The following is a 15,775-nucleotide window of genomic DNA, read 5'->3' on the forward strand; positions in this document are numbered from 1 at the left end:
AACTGATTTACTTTGATTTTAGATCTTAATAATTAACCTATACTATCCAGTCTTGTGTATTCAAATTTGAAAATCGTATTTTCTCTTTATTAGAATTAAACAAGTGATGTAACGTGTAAGGTATATGGCTAAAAGAATAATGGTCTGTTTGGATGGTTCTAAAAACTCCCTAAGGGGGTTAGACAAAGCAATATCTTTTGCAAAAGAATCTGATTCCATAATAATTGGTGTTCATAGTGATACTAGTTTTAGTGCCTTTTCTGCTGTACGTACACCTGTACTTCCAACAAAAAAATGGAAACAGGACGCAAGAAAATTAATGAATATCGCCCAGAAAAAAGTTGAAAAAAATAAAATTAAATTTGAAGGAATTGTCATAGGCGGTCATACTTCGGGTATTGATTTAACTACATTTGCCAATAATCCTGCAAATAGGATTGATCAAATCGTTATAGGCTCTAGAGGAATGGGATTTCCAAAAGAACTATTTTTTGGTAGTACCTCTAATTTTGTACTTCATAAAGCAAAAGCACCTGTTACTATAGTAAAATAACCCTCAAAACATTATGGATTTGAATTATTCAACACCAATACTTCTCATTGCAGCACAAGCCTTTCCACCTTTACTCCAACATTTGCAAGAACAAGAGACTGCTTTTCCACTTTCCAAATCTTTGACCACTTTGTGAAAAACCCCTTCCCTGACTTTGGACTCTATTGTTATTGTTTCATATTTGTCAGAATCTTGAAAATCATCTGTCATGATTACAATTTCCTGTGGATGTTTTTAACAATATAGCCCAACCGATGAGTTAATCAATGGATTATTCTAAAAAATGTTTGATGAAATCTATCTTTGTTGCTGGAACTGATACTGATGTTGGTAAAACATACATCACAGCAGGATTGGCAGTTGCATTACGTAAAATACATGTAGATGTTGGTGTAATGAAGCCATTTGCAGCTGGCGCTGCTCAGAAAAAAGGCTACAAATCTGAAGATGTTGAAATTTTAACAAGAGCTGCACAAACATCTGATCCTGAAAATTTAGTAAATCCTCAATTCTTCCCAATTCCTGCATCTCCTTATACTGCTTGGAAGAATCTAAAAACAAAACCAAAAGTTTCTACTATTTTGTCTAGTTTTAAAAAATTATCAAAACTTCATGAAATGATTCTTGTAGAAGGAATGGGTGGAATAATGACTCCCATTCTCAAAGACTATTACATTACAAATCTGATTAAGGAGATGAAAATTCCTACCGTAATTGTAACTAGGAGTAAGATTGGAACTGTAAATCATACAATAATGACAATTAAGATGTGTGAGAAATACAAAATCCCAGTCAAAGGAATAATCATTAATGATTTTGATGATGATGGCTATCCCGTAAAAAATCTCAAAAGGGATTTAGAAAACCTAACTGGAGTTAAGGTCTTGGGTTCTATTCCATTTATCAAAGACATGAGCGATGCATCACTAAATAGAATCTTCAAGAAAAATATTGATTTGAATACCTTGCTTAAATGATTATGAATAATATTCTTTGAATCCTTTATCCGTAGAATAAAGTTCAACTTTTGGTCCAAACATTCCTTGTTTTTGTACTACTTTGATGAGGTTTCTTTTTTCCAAATCTTGCAATATTGAATCAAGTTCTTTATTTTCCATTTTTACTGATCTTTGAATTTTCTCAAAAGTATTAGCTCCTTGATGCATTATTCCTAAAACTTGCATGTCTTTAGTTTGAGCTCTTGATGGTGGTTCTTGTTCTAGTCTAATCACATCTACATTTTCTTGAGGTGGTTTTTCAAAAGTTGAATAATTGCCATTTGCTTGTCTTCTTTTTGCAAGTATTCTTGGTATGATTCTTGATAATGGAATGGCCAAGAAAATTATTAGATAAATCCAAGAAAAATTTGGGTCTGCCATGTAATTACTTGAGTTTCTTGGGATAAATTTGTTCATTTTAGATATGATCTGTACCTGAATTGGATTTTACAGATGGTATAATAGTAGTAAATGCATACTGGAATAGATGTCAAAATACCAATCTCCTAGCATGAATGTGAATATGAGTGCCGCAAAAGGAGTTGCAGTGGCAATTGTGATTTTAATTATAGTTGGAGTTGTAGCAACTGCTTCAGTAAAAATTGTAGATTCTGGTCACAGAGGAGTATTACTACATTGGAATGCAGTTGATTTAACCCAACCTCCACTTGAAGAAGGCCTGCATTTTGTAGTTCCTTTCCAAGATGAAGTTGTAAACATTGAAGTTCGTACGCTAAAATATGCAAATGATGCCAGAAGTGCATCTAAAGACTTGCAAACAGTAGAGACTACTGTTACTGTAAACTATCATCCTGACAAAGAAGGAGTACATAGATTGTACAAGAATCTGGGATTAGACTATGAAAATAGAGTTATTCAACCAGCAATTGAAGAAACAGTAAAACAAGTAACTGCAAATTATAATGCTGAAGAACTAATTACAAAAAGACCTCTAGTAAAAGCTGATATTGAATCATCAATTAGAGATAGATTAAACCAATTTGATGTAGTAACTGAAGTAATTTCAATTACTGACTTTGAGTTTTCACCATTATTTGCTCAAGCAATTGAATCCAAAGTAGAAGCAGAACAAAAGGCCCTCAAAGCAGAAAACGATTTGAGAAGAATTGAAGTTGAAGCACGACAACGTGAAGCAAATGCAATTGGTCTTGCTAATGCAAACATTGCAGAGGCAAAAGGTGAAGCTGAAGCAATTGCAATTATCAACAAAGCACTTGCTGAGAATCCAAATTATTTAGATTGGTTAAAGACTCAGGCATGGGATGGAAAATTACCTTTGGTAGTTGGTGAAGGCGGAACTCCGTTTATTCAGATTCCAGTAAGACCATAATCCGTTCAATCTACTATGATTTAGAACTAAATCTTAGAACTATGTAGATATAATCATCTTTTTTATCTCTGTGTATGTGTTGATTGCCAAAATATCAAAACTATTGCCGATATAATTGAAATTTTTTTTTGCATTTGCCGCAAAATTTTTCCTTTGTTTTCTTACTTTCAACACCTAATACAGAACCACATCTGTCGCATTTTTTCTTAATCATTATTATTTCTTAATTTCTAATAGAATATTCTCATCATGCCATGTAATTTTTTTTAAATTCTTGAAATTTTTCTTAATGTTTTGTTGAAATATCTTTAAAGATTCATCAAACGTCTCCTGATCGTAAAGAGAAAATGTAGAATAATGGTGATTTCGGGCTTGATGGATTAATCTGTCTAGAGTAGACGTTCTCAAATGTGTAAATATTTTGGTAGAGCATAAATTCATACCTGCATTTTGAATCTGTTGTTCTAATTCATTTAATTCATACAAACGGTCTTCTGTATCTGCAAATATTGGAAAATACTTTCCCCAGACACTTTTGTGATTTTGACTTCTCAGTCTGGTGTATACAAATAGGCGTCCATCATCTTTGAGACATTCTTGAACTTCTGCTAAAAATTTTTGAATCTCAAAATGATGTATTGCATTAAATGTTACAATGCAATCCATTGTGTCATTTTCTAAAGGTAATTTGCTAGCATTTCCAGGTCTAATACAAAAATTTGTCGTATTGTTTTCTGTTAAATAATCTTTCAAATGCATAAGCATGTCTTCATTAGCATCTATACAACAAATGTAACATCTATCTTTCAAACATCTTAAAAGTTCTAACGAATATCTTCCATCTCCACAGCCAACATCCGCTATGTTTATTTTTGATTTTTTTTCAAGATTATTTTTTATGTATTGTATGTGTTCTGAATCTGTTGTTCTCAAATTTCTATATGTTGAGGCAATCTTTGAAAAATGACTATCTGTCTTTTTTTCAATAAATGCAATTTCTCTTGTTATATTCATCGTTCTAACCCAAAATACACAAACAGCACAGACAATCCTAACAATGTAATTACTATTACGATATTAGATGATTGATCACGACTCAGAAATTTTAATCTAAACAACTATGAAAACACCATTTCCACAATATTTGAAAAAGTTCTTACATTCTCTATTTGGATATTATTTTTGTCTAACTCTGAATATGTGCAATTATAGATACAAGTGTAATTATTCATTAATTGAGCCTAGAGAGACTCGAGTTTTCATAACTCTAAATTGAACTGAATTCCAAAAAATCATTCTGTAGTGTAAACACTGTTCGTCCCTATAAACCAGTGGTTGATATGAAGTAATTTGTATTTTTAATGAACTTTTAAAAAAATCACACTAAAATCTAGATTCCGTTTAAGTTGTCAATAACTCTTCCAAGATCTTGTCTCTCATATCTGAGACTTTTCGTAGTATTACTGTCATGAAGAGTCAACGAAAATTTCTGCAACATGGATTTGTGTTCTTTGGTAATTTCAGATGTCAGAATAACATCATCCAAAATTTTTGACTGTTGTAAAAGTTTTTTTGTATCTATTTTGTTATCGATGCCATTTGCCAATGAAATCTGATTCGTCAGTTCATTTTCAATTTCATCCAAAATATCAATTAAAGAATTTGATGTAAGTGACATATGTTATATTGATTCTTCTAGTTAATTAAGTTACAATAATGCAAAAACATTTTCTTACATAGATTGCACTCCAGAAGAAAATTCAAAGAATTGTGAATGTTTTTGTTTCCGTATGTGTCTAGTTTGGTTTTACCTACAAACCTATTGAAGGCAATACTGGTTAGTTCCTATGATAATAAACCCGATGAATGATTGATTTGTGATAAGAAACAAACATAGATTACAATCATCATAATGCAATACGAATGAATTTGTGACATCTAGTGCACTCATAGATTCCAGAATATCCTGCCAGTTTGACTTTGGCATCATGAGGACATGTATCTTGTGTTGCTGTGTTGTATACCAAAATTAGTTACGATTCCTTGTGTTGTACAACCCAATCTTTGACTGCCATATCCGTGCGATGTTCTTGACATCGGACATGTGGACATGGGATCAATCTAGTACAGTCTGTATCTTCGCATTTTCTATATGTGCCTGGGATGTTTGTCCCTTTAGGAGAAATAGACATTATGTTAGATCCTGTTTTTCTAAGTTTTTTTTCAAGTGAGTTTTTTCATGTTCACGTACTTTATCAAATGTGTACGAAGTTCCTTCCCAACTAAAATCGCATTTACTGCATCGATATTTCATTTTTTAAAATGCCCACAATTTCAGTCACACACACTAGTTTTTCTCATACATTGATCGTGAGATTCATCATAGTACTTGTAACAAATTAACATTTACGATGAAACCTTCTTTTGATGAGTCTTTTCATGAAGAAATAATTTTTGTATGTCTCCTTCAGCTGCATCCCAAGTGAAATTACATTGTTTACAATGATATGTCATTATTTGTCTGCACTCTTTGGTTTCTTTTTTTCAAATTCTTTGGAGGTATTTGCGTCACTAACGGTTTTTGTTTTACAAGAACCAAATTTCAGTTTTTCAATTATTTTTTCGAACATACATTAGATGGTTTATCTGTGATATATACCGGCGTAATGATGCAAAAATGCAAGATTCTTTTAAATTAGTCGTAAAAAACATCAATTATTCGGCAATATACAATCATTTCAACATTCTTACTATTTTTTGTACGTTGACCAAAACATACATCTTCAGTTTTTACACTCACACTTACTTTGTTTAGCATGTCTTGGAAATTTTAGCTTGTGACATACTTCACAGTATAACTGATTAGACATACATCCAGAGGTCTTTTCTAGTATTTCCCCTTTTATGGAAATCAGGGAACCTCAGAATTCCTGACAAAGTAATTTTTACAATCAACAAAACATCACCAAAATACTATGTTGTAGAAGTTTTTTCTTCATCTCTATTTGTATCTGGTCTATTATACTTTGAAAATGTGCAATTGATGTTGAACATAATAGCAATTAGGCCAGTTTATAGGTAAGAAAGGACGTTACATTGTGGAATGATTTTTTGTAGTTTAGTTCAATTTAGAACAAAACAGAATATGTCTAGGCTAACTGAATGAATTATTTTTGTTTAAATTTTAATCATAGTTTTTTCAAAATGGAGAAAATTTGAAAATATTATGAATCAATCCAAAATAAACATCACAGAAATTCCCATCATTGTAAGAGTAATTGGAAATCCGATACCAGTAGTTTACAAAATCTTTGATATTGAAGAAAATTCAAAAGAGGCAAAATTTACAATTTCAAGATCAATTCTAATTGGAGGCGAAATCGAGTGTAGGCTCAAAGAATACATCTATAGGAATAAAGAAGATGCACCACATGACATAGTACTGGTTTTTGGAGTGTTGGATGAAAAATCCCAATCCTCTGAAATATCTCATTTCTTACATGAAAAATTACATGAATTTAGTAAAACTATGGTAATCATTGGAAGACAAGAAGTAAACATAGACCAAGACCGGATAAATCAAGCCTTGGAAGAGAGTCAATCTTGAATCTCAAATGCAGGAATTGTGGAAAGGAATTCTTTAATCGTGCAAGCAATTATTGTTCTACGGAATGTGCGTTAAATGATACTCTTTGAGAAAATATGTCTGGTACTCGAGTTTGTTTAATTTGTAAAAGACCACTGGGTAAAAATAGAGAATTTTGTAGTATTGAATGCTCAAGAAAATATCTCACATTTAAGACAGAATAATTTTATTTTTGTTTAATTTTCATGCATACCCCATTTGAGATAATATTCCTTTTCAGTAATTGGAATTCTTGTTTTGCATTTTAGACATCTTCGGATTTTGTTATGTTTAGAATATCTCCAAACATGTGCTTCGCTTTTCTTATTACAGTTCATACTATTGTCCATCAGACTAGTATTTAGGAAAACCAAGATTTTGTCTTCAAAGTATAATAGACTTGTTAATGCATTTACTATCAACAATGATTCATAAAATTCGTTATTTTGAGACAAAGACTTTGTCTGAGGGTGTATATCTTCAAGATGTAGTGAATGAATTCTTATCTGAAAAAGGTGAAAACATAATTGCTGTTATGCCTGTTATGGGCGATTCACTTTTGGTTCACTATAAAGAGTAACTCAATCGTACATCATTAAATTTTTTTCTTCAAGTAAACTATGAATTTGATTAACAGAGCGATGTATCTCTGCTTCAAGTTTAGCGCCCACACAGACTAATTTTCCTGATGAAAAAATCAGAATTACTGTTTTTGGATCAAGCATCCTGTGAATCAATCCTGGAAATTGCTCTGGCTCATACATACTTCTCGGAAGAGTACGAGCTGCTTGTTCCAAGTTAACTTTACCTCCTAGATTAATTGAGGACACAATATTTTGAATTGTAACTATTGGTTTGTTTTTTATTTTGATCTTACCCTTTCTTAATTTCTGAACAACTTTGTTTACCGCCTTAACTGACATCTCTTCTGATTTGCCTCCAGTGTTTACCATCTTTCCTGAACCAAAGAGTAATGTGGCAGTCTTTGGTTCCTGAAGTCTAAAAACTGCCCCTGGAAATTGTTCTGGATGATATTCTACTCCTGGAAATTTTTTTTCTATGTCTAAAAGATCTAATCTTTGCTCTATTGTTGCAGATGCAACTACGTTGACTATTTCGATTTTTGGTTTAGTTTGTGCCATGACTCTGTCTTATTTCTTAACCTTGATTTATCCTTAGACCTTTGTATCGATTCCTGATTGTTACTTCAGTAACATTTGCAGCTTCTGCAACATCTCTTTGGGTTCTATCTTCACAATGTTTTACACATGACATGTATAATGCAGCCGCAGCAAGTCCCATTGGATCTTTTCCAGCTAGTTCCTCATGTTCTTGTGCTGTTTGTAGGATTTTGCATGCATAACGTTTTGACTTTTCTGTAATTCCAAGCTTGCTTGCAATTCTGGAAATACATTGGATTGGATCAACAACTGGCATTTTTAGTTCCAATTCTTTGTGCAGTATTCTGTAGCATCTTGAAATATCTTTTCTGTTAACATTTGCAGCTTCTGCAACATCTTTTAGATTTCTAGGCGTCTCAGTATCTCTACATGCAGCATAAAGAGATGCGGCAATTATTCCTGTAATTGAACGGCCTCTAACGAGTCCCTTTTCTAATGCCTTTCTATACAGATATGCAGCCTTTTCAATTACTGAATCAGAAAGTGAAAGTTTGTCTTTTAGCATCGCTAATACAGTTAATGCCTGTCTGAGATTCCTATCTGCAGATGCATTGACCTTGCTTCTGCTATCCCAGGTTCTCAGTCTTTCAATCGTACTTTTCATAGATGATGAGAGTGGTTTTCCTGAAGAATCCCTGTTACTTGGACTAATGATTGTGGCAAGTCCTCTATCATGCATGGCAAGTGATGTTGGAGGCCCTGTTCTAGTTGGGTCTGTAGCTCCTTCTTTTGAAAAAGATCTCCACTCTGGCCCTGAATCTTGTAATTCTTCAGAAATAACATAACCACATTTGCCGCAAAATCTTTCTCCAGTATCATTATCAGTTAACATGGAATTTTTCCCACAACGTTTGCAAACACTATCTACATTGATAATCTCTAAAACCAAAAAATCATTCCGTTATTGAATAGTTTGTTTCCTATAAGAAGGGGCGTATTTCATATCTTTTCTATGATCGTTGTCAAAATCATTAGAAGTTATACTGATTTTTCGTATCTAAGCACACTATCTTTGTCTATTCTTTTTTTCTAGAATATCGATTAAACTATTTACAAAATAGTCTCCATCTCTTGTGTTAGTAATTCCAACAATATTTTCCATTCTTCGCTTTGTTTCATTTGAAATGTACAATTGAACCATATTTTATTATGCAATTGTTTCTATTTAAGCAAAAACTGAATAACTCATAATTTTTTACAAGTATGATCAGGTTTGGTTTGTTTTAAGGGTAAAATTGCAATGAGTACATGAATCATTCTCTTGAGTAGAATATGATAAACCACAATTTGAGCAAATTACAACATCAACCATACTTACTAGATAAAACCTCTGTTAATAACTCCCACTAATGACTCAGATTTTTACAATTTGAATCTAAAAATCTAATGGAATGTGTTTGTTTTGCTTTAACCATTCTACTTGTGGTAATGTGTATCTCCAAAGTATGTCCCCTTTTGCCACTTTTCCAAATTCCCAAGGTGCAATTATTACTACATCATTGTCTCTAATCCAAACCCTTCTCTTTAATTTGCCTCTAATTCTACCTACTCTTACAATTTTATCTTGACATTTTACCATGAGATTTTCCCCTCCCATCATTTTGATAACTCTGCCAAACATCTCTTCATTAGTTTCAGGAAGTTTGATTTCTTTTAGTGCCTTTTCGTTTTTTACTTGACGTTTTCCCAACGCATTTTACAAATTGTTTATGCTATTAACGTTGGTATTGCGCACCAATAATTTTGAAACTCTTTTAACACTCACCTTTTCACTCAAATACTCTTGTTATTATAAGGAAGAAATTCCCAGTAATTATGTCCGAAGACAGAAAAATGTACAAATGTACATGTTCTGATTGTGGAAAAGATTCTGAAGTTCCTTTTGAACCAAAACCCGACAGACCTGTATATTGTAAAGAATGTTTACCAAAACACAGAAAGTAGAAAATTTTAGATTAGTTTCGTTTGATTAATTTTAAACTGAATTATTTTTAGATATTCTCAAAATCTCTTTTATTTTCATTTATTGAAATTTACGACTATATGTCGTGTCCCCGTTTAAATGAGGCCTTTATCCCCAGTTTGTATGTTAGATAATACAACTGATACAATTTTTATCGGTAAAAAGCCGTTAATGTCATACGTTACTTCTGCAATAATTCAATTAGCTACATTGGATACCATTACTATCAAAGCCAGAGGACACAGTATTGGACTTGCAGTAGACGTCACTCAAGTTCTCTTAAAGAAAACAGATGCATTTGAAGTAGGATGTGTGAATATTAGTTCTGAATCACTTGAATCTCAAGATGGAAGACGCAGAGATGTTTCTACTATTGAAATTCCAATCTCAAAGAGAGGAAAGTAAATGAAATATCAATGTAGATATTGTAAATTTACATGGGAAGGATTCCCTGATACCTTTGAAAAAGTATTAGCACATGAAAAAACTCACAAAAAAGGAAAATCTCATGGTGATCTGTAACAAATGCTATAATGAGCATCATGATCAATGTATGGGAAAAGCTGGAATGTTTGATTGCGGGTGTGACTGTTCAAAGAAATGATTTGCTACGCTTGTGTGTCTAATCTAAGGAATGTAATTGATTCCAGAAAAATACTACCCCTTAAGTGCAATGAATTGGAAATAAAATCATGACAAAAAGAATAGAAGAGGAACTAGCAGAGATGAACAGATTAAAGAGATTAGAATTAGAATTTCTATTTTTCAAAACTAAAATGGATACAACTTTGTACACGAAATTTCGTGATGCATTGACACTTGATGGTACTATATCTGAAGATACTGTACTAGGAGATATTGAAATTGATTCAGAGTCTCAAAATTCTGATGAAAACACGTCTCTTGACAAAAACTCAATAGAAAAGGTGGCGGTGTAAGCAACTTTCATGGTAACTTTAACAAAAGATTCTAACTGCTTGCGTTGCGGAAAAAATTCTCTGTTGACTGATGATGTTACAGGAGAACAATTTTGTAGTAAATGTGGTTATGTTGTATCTGAAAAAATAAACGAATCGGGTCCTGAATGGAGATCATTTCAAACAGAAAGCGGTGCAAATCCTGCAAGAACTGGGGCTCCATCTTCGCTTTTGATGCATGATATGGGATTAGCTACTGTAATTAATCCAATTAACAAAGATGCAACTGGAAAGCCTCTTTCATCTTCTATGAAAAATACGATTGAAAGACTGAGAACCTGGGATAGCAGAAGCCAATCTAGTGAACCTGTAGACAGGAATCTACGACAAGCACTTAATGAATTAGCTAGAATGAAAGACAAGATTGCACTCTCTTCAAATGTTCTTGAAAAGGCTGCATATCTGTATAGAAAGGCATTAGAGAAAAAACTAGTTCGTGGAAGATCCATTTCTGCAATGATTGCCGCATCTCTTTATGCTGCATGTAGAGATACTGAGACGCCTAGAACATTAAATGACATATCTGATGCTGCTAATGTAAAACGAAAAGATATTGCTAGATGTTATAGATTGTTGCACCATGAATTGGAACTAAAAATGCCAGTAGTAAACTCCATCCAATGTATTTCCAGAATTGCAAGTAAGTTGGAACTCTCAGAAAAAACCAAACGATATGCAATCAAAGTACTTCAGGAAGCACAAGACAATAAAGAATCAGCTGGAAAAGATCCAATGGGACTTGCTGCAACTGCCTTGTATGTATCATGTATTAAAAATGGTGATTCTATAACTCAACGAAACCTTGCAGAAGCTGCAAATGTTACTGAAGTCACTATAAGAAATAGATTCAAAGGATTGAAGAAACAACAAAATCTCAAGTTAGGTAATCTTTAATCTGTTCTTCCAACTTATTTGCGTCTAATTTTGGCCTTATAATACTGGCCAAATCACGTGTACATATCTATGACCTCAATAAGGAGTTCCTTGTTCTCTTTGACTCTTTAATGCTGTAAGATACCACTCAAATTCGTCAAGAAAACGCCCAACTCTTTTTTCATATTCTTGATGTAAAAGATTTCCATTTTCATCAAATGCTTCATGTACTTTGGAAATTTGTAGTGAAGATGGAATTGAGGGAGAACCTAATTCTGCAAAAATATGTCGTAAATGTTGTGCGGCATTTATTCCTCCAAAAGAACCCACAGAATAAGACACTATGGCAGAAGGTTTGAAAAAATATTCTTCAAGACAATAATCAAGAGTATTCTTTAATGCTGCAGATATCGTGTGATTGTATTCTGGAGTAATTGGAACATATCCGTCAGCAGAAACTATCATGTTTTGTAATTTTTGAAATTTAGGTTCAGGATTTTCCATTTCTTTATACATTCTATCTAAAAGTGGTAAGTCCAATTGTATTGGATCAATTAATGATACATCATGTCCTCTATCTTGAATCTTTTTTGTAATATAATGACCAACTTTTTCACCATTTCTATCGCTTCTCACTGAACCTAAAATTACTGATATATTCATACCAAAAAACTTCAAAATTATGTGATAAAGTTTTCTCCAAAAGTAACTTCATAGTAGAATGCAAATTTTTGGTTTGTAAAATATGTATTATTTTCTCTCTCTAATTGCATCATACATTGCAAGGAACTGATCAGGCTCTTTTTGCCTATAGTGTTTCTCCAAATTTTGAATTTCTTTATGGGATTTCTTCTCACCTTTGTCTTCGTAATACTCTTTGATTATTTGAGAAGGTGTTTTTTGGATATTGTATTTTTGTAGTGTTTGATTCACTGATCTTTTACAAAAATAGTCATACATTCCATATTTGTACACCAAATACCCTGTCAGTCCTACTATTGCCACGATAATTATTGGAATTACAATAATTGATGCCATGATTTAGGTATAGTATTTTTGATATTTATTCTCTTTTTTGTATCATATTCGTAAAATTTTGAACTTGTTTGCCCCGATGACATTGCTAAACTGTGCTATCTCAAAGATAATTTTTGAAAAAGATGAGTTTTCTTTTGATAACACAAACGTTTTCTTGTCTAATGGTACATTTTCAGACAGAATTATCCATATGTTCTCTTTTGTTGGTTGAATCTTTTCTAGTTGTGTGATTTTCTCTTCTATCACTTGTTTGTCTGAAGATTTTGGAATACAAATTACGAGGCTCATCTTAGAGTCTTTTTCCAAAGTCTTGATGTCAGGTACTACAATATCTACCTCTATTCCATCATACTCTACTTTTCTTTGACTGTTCAACAATGCATTAGTAAGTAAATAATGCAATATTCCTGTGGCAAATATTCCTAATGCAACATCTTTTTCATCCATGGAAATTACTTTATCATAACAATTTGTAATGATCTCATCAATTACTGCATCAAATTTTTTCTGAGAAATTAACTCGGGTATTGTTTGTGAACTTTTGACATATTCAAACAGGTAATCCTTTATGGGATTTACTTCTTCATCCATTCCTGTTCCAACTTTTGGCATACCATATATGAATAATTCACGCCATTTTTGATTCAATACGCTTAAACTCTCTGTTATGTATGATTGACATGGGCAAATCCTTAATGGATTACAATATTGAACAATCTTCTTCTACTGATATCAAAAATATCAAATGGACAAAAAAGAATACTTCAGATCCTGATAAACCAAAAAAGAAAAAGAAAAAACAAATTTCTCCAACAAACATCATCTTAACTAAAGATCCAAAAACCCAATCTGATACTCACAGAATTTTTAAAATTGAAGGTAGTTCTGGTGTGTCAAAAAAGAAAAAGACAACAAGTAAAGCTCAAAACTCTTCATTATCGCACTGCAAAATAGAACAAGGATACAAACGTAAAGCTAGATGATTATTCGTTATAGACGTAACGTCTTTCGCCTCTAGATTCAGTTTCAGTTTTTACATTTACCAAACTAAATTCTTTCTTTGAGTGAAGCATTGATTCTTCAGGGGACAGTTTGTTCTCATGTAGTTCTTCGTATTCTTCCCATGTTAATCGCCTTCTATCTCCAATTTCAGCCTCCAAGTTCATGTTCTTTACAATCTCTTCAAACTCTGGTTGAACTACTCCACTAAACACCATTGCGCTACTTCCACTACCATAGGAACCAAATCCAATTCTCTTTCCTTCCAAATGAATTCCTTTTTGATATTCAAATTCTAAACTGCTTCTAAAACCAAGATACAATGATGCGGTGTACAAATTACCAATCATACTAGATGCAATTAGTGAGCTTGCAAGTTTTGATTCGTATACTTCTTGATACTCGGGAGTTTTTGTAAATAGTTTAGTAAACTCATGATCTTTTGCCATAAACTCTTCATCTCCTAATACTGATTCTATAGTTCCACGAGGATCTTTTGGAATTGGTTCGTCCATTCCAATTTCTTGCAAGACTTTCTTCCATCTTGGGAGTTGACGCCATTCATGTCTTACCAAATATGCTAATGCTTTTTTGCCCATGTTGCTATATGGCAAATGCATGTTAATGTAATCCATATGATCAAGAATTGTCTCTCCAGGTTCTATGTTGATTAGTTTTGAGGAAATTACTTTTTTCTTGTATGCTTCAAGTGCTTTTCTTACTTGAATCATGTATAACATGTTAGAATATTGACCATGAACAATAGGGGTCTCTTTTCCAAATGGTCTGTAAAAGTCATATTCATCTTTAATTGATGTAGATGTTACTCTTGGGTCAAATGCCAATAATCGTGGTTCATCATTGAGAAGCATTACTACTGCTCCTGCACCCTGTGTCATCTCACCGCTAGAACCCATGTCATACTTTGCAATGTCTGATACCACCACAAGTGCATGTTTTCCTTCTGCCTCCCCTGCCCTAATCCAGTTTGTATTGTCATAAAGGGCATAAGAGCCACTAACACATGCAAACTTGGTTTCAACACCACCACAGTGCTCAAATGCACCTTGACCGTAAACCTGTTCAAGCATTCCAATAACGTAAGAATTCATTGCTTTAGATTCATCAAATGATGATTCTGTTGAAACGTATAATCTGCCAATATCTTCAGGAGATAACTTGTTTTTTTGCATAATCTTCAAACAAGCATTTGCAGCTAGTATTGCGGGGTCTTGATTGGCATCAACTATTGCCATTTGAGAAACTCCTAGACCTTTTTGTAATTTTACTGGGTCTAGACCTCTAGCATTTGCAAAATCTGCAGCATCAATGTATAATCTGGGGATGTATATTGCAATATCATCAATTCCAGCTGCCATAAGCTTGGCTCCGATAATTCACTAATAAGGTTAGCGGGTAAATTCTAGATAACTAGGAAGGAAACTTTGACACTTTTTTTGACTAATTGTGCCTGATCTGATCGCTAACTGTGTTTTTCTAACTCTGTCTCAAAGACTCTCTCAAATGTTTCATAAGGTTGTGCGCCAAACAATCTTGTAACTTTGCCGTCTGGGCCTATTACAAAAAATGCAGGAGTTCCAGTAAGTTCTAGTGCTTTTGCATCATCATTACTTCCAACAATTGTTTGTGAATGATCTCCGCTGATCATGCATTCAGACCATTTATCCTCATCTAGCCCAATCTCTTGTGCAAATCTTAGTAGGTTTTCTGATGATGCCCATCCGTTATTTTCACCAGTCCAGTTGTTGTACAAAATATCATGATATTCCCAAAACATTCCTTGATCATTTGCACAATGTGCACCATGTGATGCATTAACCGAATCAGTGCCAATAATGTTGTAATCCTTGAAGATCATTCGAACTTTTCCTGTTTCAACATAATTCTTCAAAATATCTCCTTCAGTTGAATGGAAAAAGACATTACAAAAATGACATTGATAATCTCCAAACTCTACTAGGGTTACTGGAGCATTAGAATCCCCCAATATAGGAGAACCATTAGCCAAAAACGTCTCCATTGTCACTTTTGCGGGCCCTTCTGGTTGGATTGTGGGGGTGGGTTGCATTACTAGTTCTGGCTCATTTGATATGCCATCAAAACTCAAAAACACAATAACCAAAACTACTGCAGAAATACCAGCGCCTATTGCCAAAGATGGACCATGTATCAATGAGTTTGATAATTTTTCCAGCT

At 33.2% G+C, this 15,775-nt stretch carries 24 protein-coding genes; 10 read left to right on the forward strand and 14 right to left on the reverse strand.

Annotation, left to right across the window (positions count from 1 at the left end; translation table 11 throughout):
• Positions 1-124: 124 nt before the first annotated feature.
• Positions 125-553, forward strand: coding sequence for a universal stress protein (locus tag ACQY2P_RS02795; protein ID WP_428326891.1), 429 nt, complete (start codon positions 125-127; stop codon positions 551-553).
• Between the two features lie 24 nt (positions 554-577).
• On the opposite strand, the gene ACQY2P_RS02800 is transcribed toward ACQY2P_RS02795, so the two are convergent.
• The gene (locus ACQY2P_RS02800; protein WP_428326892.1) at positions 578-763 is read right to left on the reverse strand and encodes a hypothetical protein; all 186 of its coding nucleotides are present in this window, start codon (positions 761-763) and stop codon (positions 578-580) included.
• An 80-nt stretch (positions 764-843) separates the two neighbouring features.
• Between ACQY2P_RS02800 and bioD the strand changes: the two genes are divergently transcribed.
• Entirely contained in the window at positions 844-1,530 is a 687-nt protein-coding gene (gene bioD / locus ACQY2P_RS02805; protein WP_428327261.1) for a dethiobiotin synthase, read from the forward strand.
• Here bioD and ACQY2P_RS02810 read toward each other — a convergent pair whose 3' ends face one another.
• Positions 1,531-1,932, reverse strand: coding sequence for a hypothetical protein (locus tag ACQY2P_RS02810; RefSeq protein ID WP_428326893.1), 402 nt, complete (start codon positions 1,930-1,932; stop codon positions 1,531-1,533).
• 106 nt (positions 1,933-2,038) lie between these two features.
• Between ACQY2P_RS02810 and ACQY2P_RS02815 the strand changes: the two genes are divergently transcribed.
• Positions 2,039-2,902 carry a prohibitin family protein gene (locus ACQY2P_RS02815; RefSeq protein ID WP_428326894.1) on the forward strand — a complete coding sequence of 288 codons (864 nt, stop codon included), beginning with the start codon at positions 2,039-2,041 and terminating at the stop codon, positions 2,900-2,902.
• Positions 2,903-3,118: 216 nt separating this feature from the next.
• On the opposite strand, the gene ACQY2P_RS02820 is transcribed toward ACQY2P_RS02815, so the two are convergent.
• Both ACQY2P_RS02820 and ACQY2P_RS02825 read right to left on the reverse strand, forming a co-directional pair.
• Positions 3,119-3,916 carry a class I SAM-dependent methyltransferase gene (locus tag ACQY2P_RS02820; RefSeq protein ID WP_428326895.1) on the reverse strand — a complete coding sequence of 266 codons (798 nt, stop codon included), beginning with the start codon at positions 3,914-3,916 and terminating at the stop codon, positions 3,119-3,121.
• 376 nt (positions 3,917-4,292) lie between these two features.
• On the reverse strand, positions 4,293-4,580 hold the full coding sequence (locus ACQY2P_RS02825; protein WP_428326896.1) for a hypothetical protein: 288 nt from the start codon (positions 4,578-4,580) through the stop codon (positions 4,293-4,295).
• A gap of 1,548 nt (positions 4,581-6,128) precedes the next feature.
• Here ACQY2P_RS02825 and ACQY2P_RS02830 point away from each other — a divergent pair.
• A complete protein-coding gene (locus ACQY2P_RS02830) occupies positions 6,129-6,509 on the forward strand; it encodes a hypothetical protein (RefSeq protein WP_428326897.1) in 381 nt (126 codons plus the stop codon).
• 215 nt (positions 6,510-6,724) lie between these two features.
• Here ACQY2P_RS02830 and ACQY2P_RS02835 read toward each other — a convergent pair whose 3' ends face one another.
• Positions 6,725-6,865, reverse strand: coding sequence for a hypothetical protein (locus tag ACQY2P_RS02835; RefSeq protein ID WP_428326898.1), 141 nt, complete (start codon positions 6,863-6,865; stop codon positions 6,725-6,727).
• A 68-nt stretch (positions 6,866-6,933) separates the two neighbouring features.
• On the opposite strand from ACQY2P_RS02835, the gene ACQY2P_RS02840 reads away from it, so the two are divergent.
• Positions 6,934-7,107 (forward strand): hypothetical protein, encoded by a 174-nt coding sequence (locus tag ACQY2P_RS02840; protein ID WP_428326899.1) that lies wholly within the window; start codon positions 6,934-6,936, stop codon positions 7,105-7,107.
• Between the two features lies 1 nt (position 7,108).
• Here ACQY2P_RS02840 and ACQY2P_RS02845 read toward each other — a convergent pair whose 3' ends face one another.
• From ACQY2P_RS02845 to ACQY2P_RS02860, 4 genes are all read right to left on the reverse strand, one after another.
• Entirely contained in the window at positions 7,109-7,669 is a 561-nt protein-coding gene (locus tag ACQY2P_RS02845; RefSeq protein ID WP_428326900.1) for a TATA-box-binding protein, read from the reverse strand.
• A gap of 16 nt (positions 7,670-7,685) precedes the next feature.
• Positions 7,686-8,540: a transcription initiation factor IIB gene (locus ACQY2P_RS02850; protein WP_428326901.1), complete on the reverse strand. Its 855-nt coding sequence runs from the start codon at positions 8,538-8,540 to the stop codon at positions 7,686-7,688.
• Positions 8,541-8,714: 174 nt separating this feature from the next.
• Positions 8,715-8,849, reverse strand: coding sequence for a hypothetical protein (locus ACQY2P_RS02855; RefSeq protein ID WP_428326902.1), 135 nt, complete (start codon positions 8,847-8,849; stop codon positions 8,715-8,717).
• Between the two features lie 234 nt (positions 8,850-9,083).
• Complete coding sequence (locus ACQY2P_RS02860; protein ID WP_428326903.1) at positions 9,084-9,398, reverse strand: translation initiation factor eIF-1A; 315 nt, start codon at positions 9,396-9,398, stop codon at positions 9,084-9,086.
• A 125-nt stretch (positions 9,399-9,523) separates the two neighbouring features.
• On the opposite strand from ACQY2P_RS02860, the gene ACQY2P_RS02865 reads away from it, so the two are divergent.
• The 4 genes from ACQY2P_RS02865 (at position 9,524) to ACQY2P_RS02880 (ending at position 11,542) form a co-directional block, all read left to right on the forward strand.
• Positions 9,524-9,652 carry a CxxC-x17-CxxC domain-containing protein gene (locus ACQY2P_RS02865; RefSeq protein WP_428326904.1) on the forward strand — a complete coding sequence of 43 codons (129 nt, stop codon included), beginning with the start codon at positions 9,524-9,526 and terminating at the stop codon, positions 9,650-9,652.
• 142 nt (positions 9,653-9,794) lie between these two features.
• Positions 9,795-10,076 carry a DNA-binding protein gene (locus tag ACQY2P_RS02870; protein ID WP_428326905.1) on the forward strand — a complete coding sequence of 94 codons (282 nt, stop codon included), beginning with the start codon at positions 9,795-9,797 and terminating at the stop codon, positions 10,074-10,076.
• Between the two features lie 287 nt (positions 10,077-10,363).
• Positions 10,364-10,609 carry a hypothetical protein gene (locus tag ACQY2P_RS02875; RefSeq protein ID WP_428326906.1) on the forward strand — a complete coding sequence of 82 codons (246 nt, stop codon included), beginning with the start codon at positions 10,364-10,366 and terminating at the stop codon, positions 10,607-10,609.
• A gap of 9 nt (positions 10,610-10,618) precedes the next feature.
• The gene (locus tag ACQY2P_RS02880) at positions 10,619-11,542 is read left to right on the forward strand and encodes a transcription initiation factor IIB (RefSeq protein ID WP_428326907.1); all 924 of its coding nucleotides are present in this window, start codon (positions 10,619-10,621) and stop codon (positions 11,540-11,542) included.
• 75 nt (positions 11,543-11,617) lie between these two features.
• Here the strand turns inward: ACQY2P_RS02880 and ACQY2P_RS02885 are convergent, their stop codons facing one another.
• From ACQY2P_RS02885 to ACQY2P_RS02895, 3 genes are all read right to left on the reverse strand, one after another.
• Positions 11,618-12,184, reverse strand: a complete 567-nt coding sequence (locus ACQY2P_RS02885; protein WP_428326908.1) for an NADPH-dependent FMN reductase — start codon at positions 12,182-12,184, stop codon at positions 11,618-11,620.
• Between the two features lie 87 nt (positions 12,185-12,271).
• Positions 12,272-12,559 (reverse strand): hypothetical protein, encoded by a 288-nt coding sequence (locus tag ACQY2P_RS02890; RefSeq protein ID WP_428326909.1) that lies wholly within the window; start codon positions 12,557-12,559, stop codon positions 12,272-12,274.
• A 42-nt stretch (positions 12,560-12,601) separates the two neighbouring features.
• The gene (locus ACQY2P_RS02895; RefSeq protein WP_428327262.1) at positions 12,602-13,150 is read right to left on the reverse strand and encodes a hypothetical protein; all 549 of its coding nucleotides are present in this window, start codon (positions 13,148-13,150) and stop codon (positions 12,602-12,604) included.
• 89 nt (positions 13,151-13,239) lie between these two features.
• Between ACQY2P_RS02895 and ACQY2P_RS02900 the strand changes: the two genes are divergently transcribed.
• Positions 13,240-13,542 (forward strand): hypothetical protein, encoded by a 303-nt coding sequence (locus ACQY2P_RS02900; protein WP_428326910.1) that lies wholly within the window; start codon positions 13,240-13,242, stop codon positions 13,540-13,542.
• On the opposite strand, the gene ACQY2P_RS02905 is transcribed toward ACQY2P_RS02900, so the two are convergent.
• Positions 13,543-14,937, reverse strand: coding sequence for a hydroxymethylglutaryl-CoA synthase family protein (locus ACQY2P_RS02905; protein ID WP_428326911.1), 1,395 nt, complete (start codon positions 14,935-14,937; stop codon positions 13,543-13,545).
• 104 nt (positions 14,938-15,041) lie between these two features.
• The gene (locus tag ACQY2P_RS02910) at positions 15,042-15,752 is read right to left on the reverse strand and encodes a DsbA family protein (RefSeq protein ID WP_428326912.1); all 711 of its coding nucleotides are present in this window, start codon (positions 15,750-15,752) and stop codon (positions 15,042-15,044) included.
• Between the last annotated feature and the right edge of the window lie 23 nt (positions 15,753-15,775).

The sequence above is a fragment of the Candidatus Nitrosopumilus sp. genome (assembly GCF_965262695.1).
GTDB lineage: Archaea > Thermoproteota > Nitrososphaeria > Nitrososphaerales > Nitrosopumilaceae > Nitrosopumilus.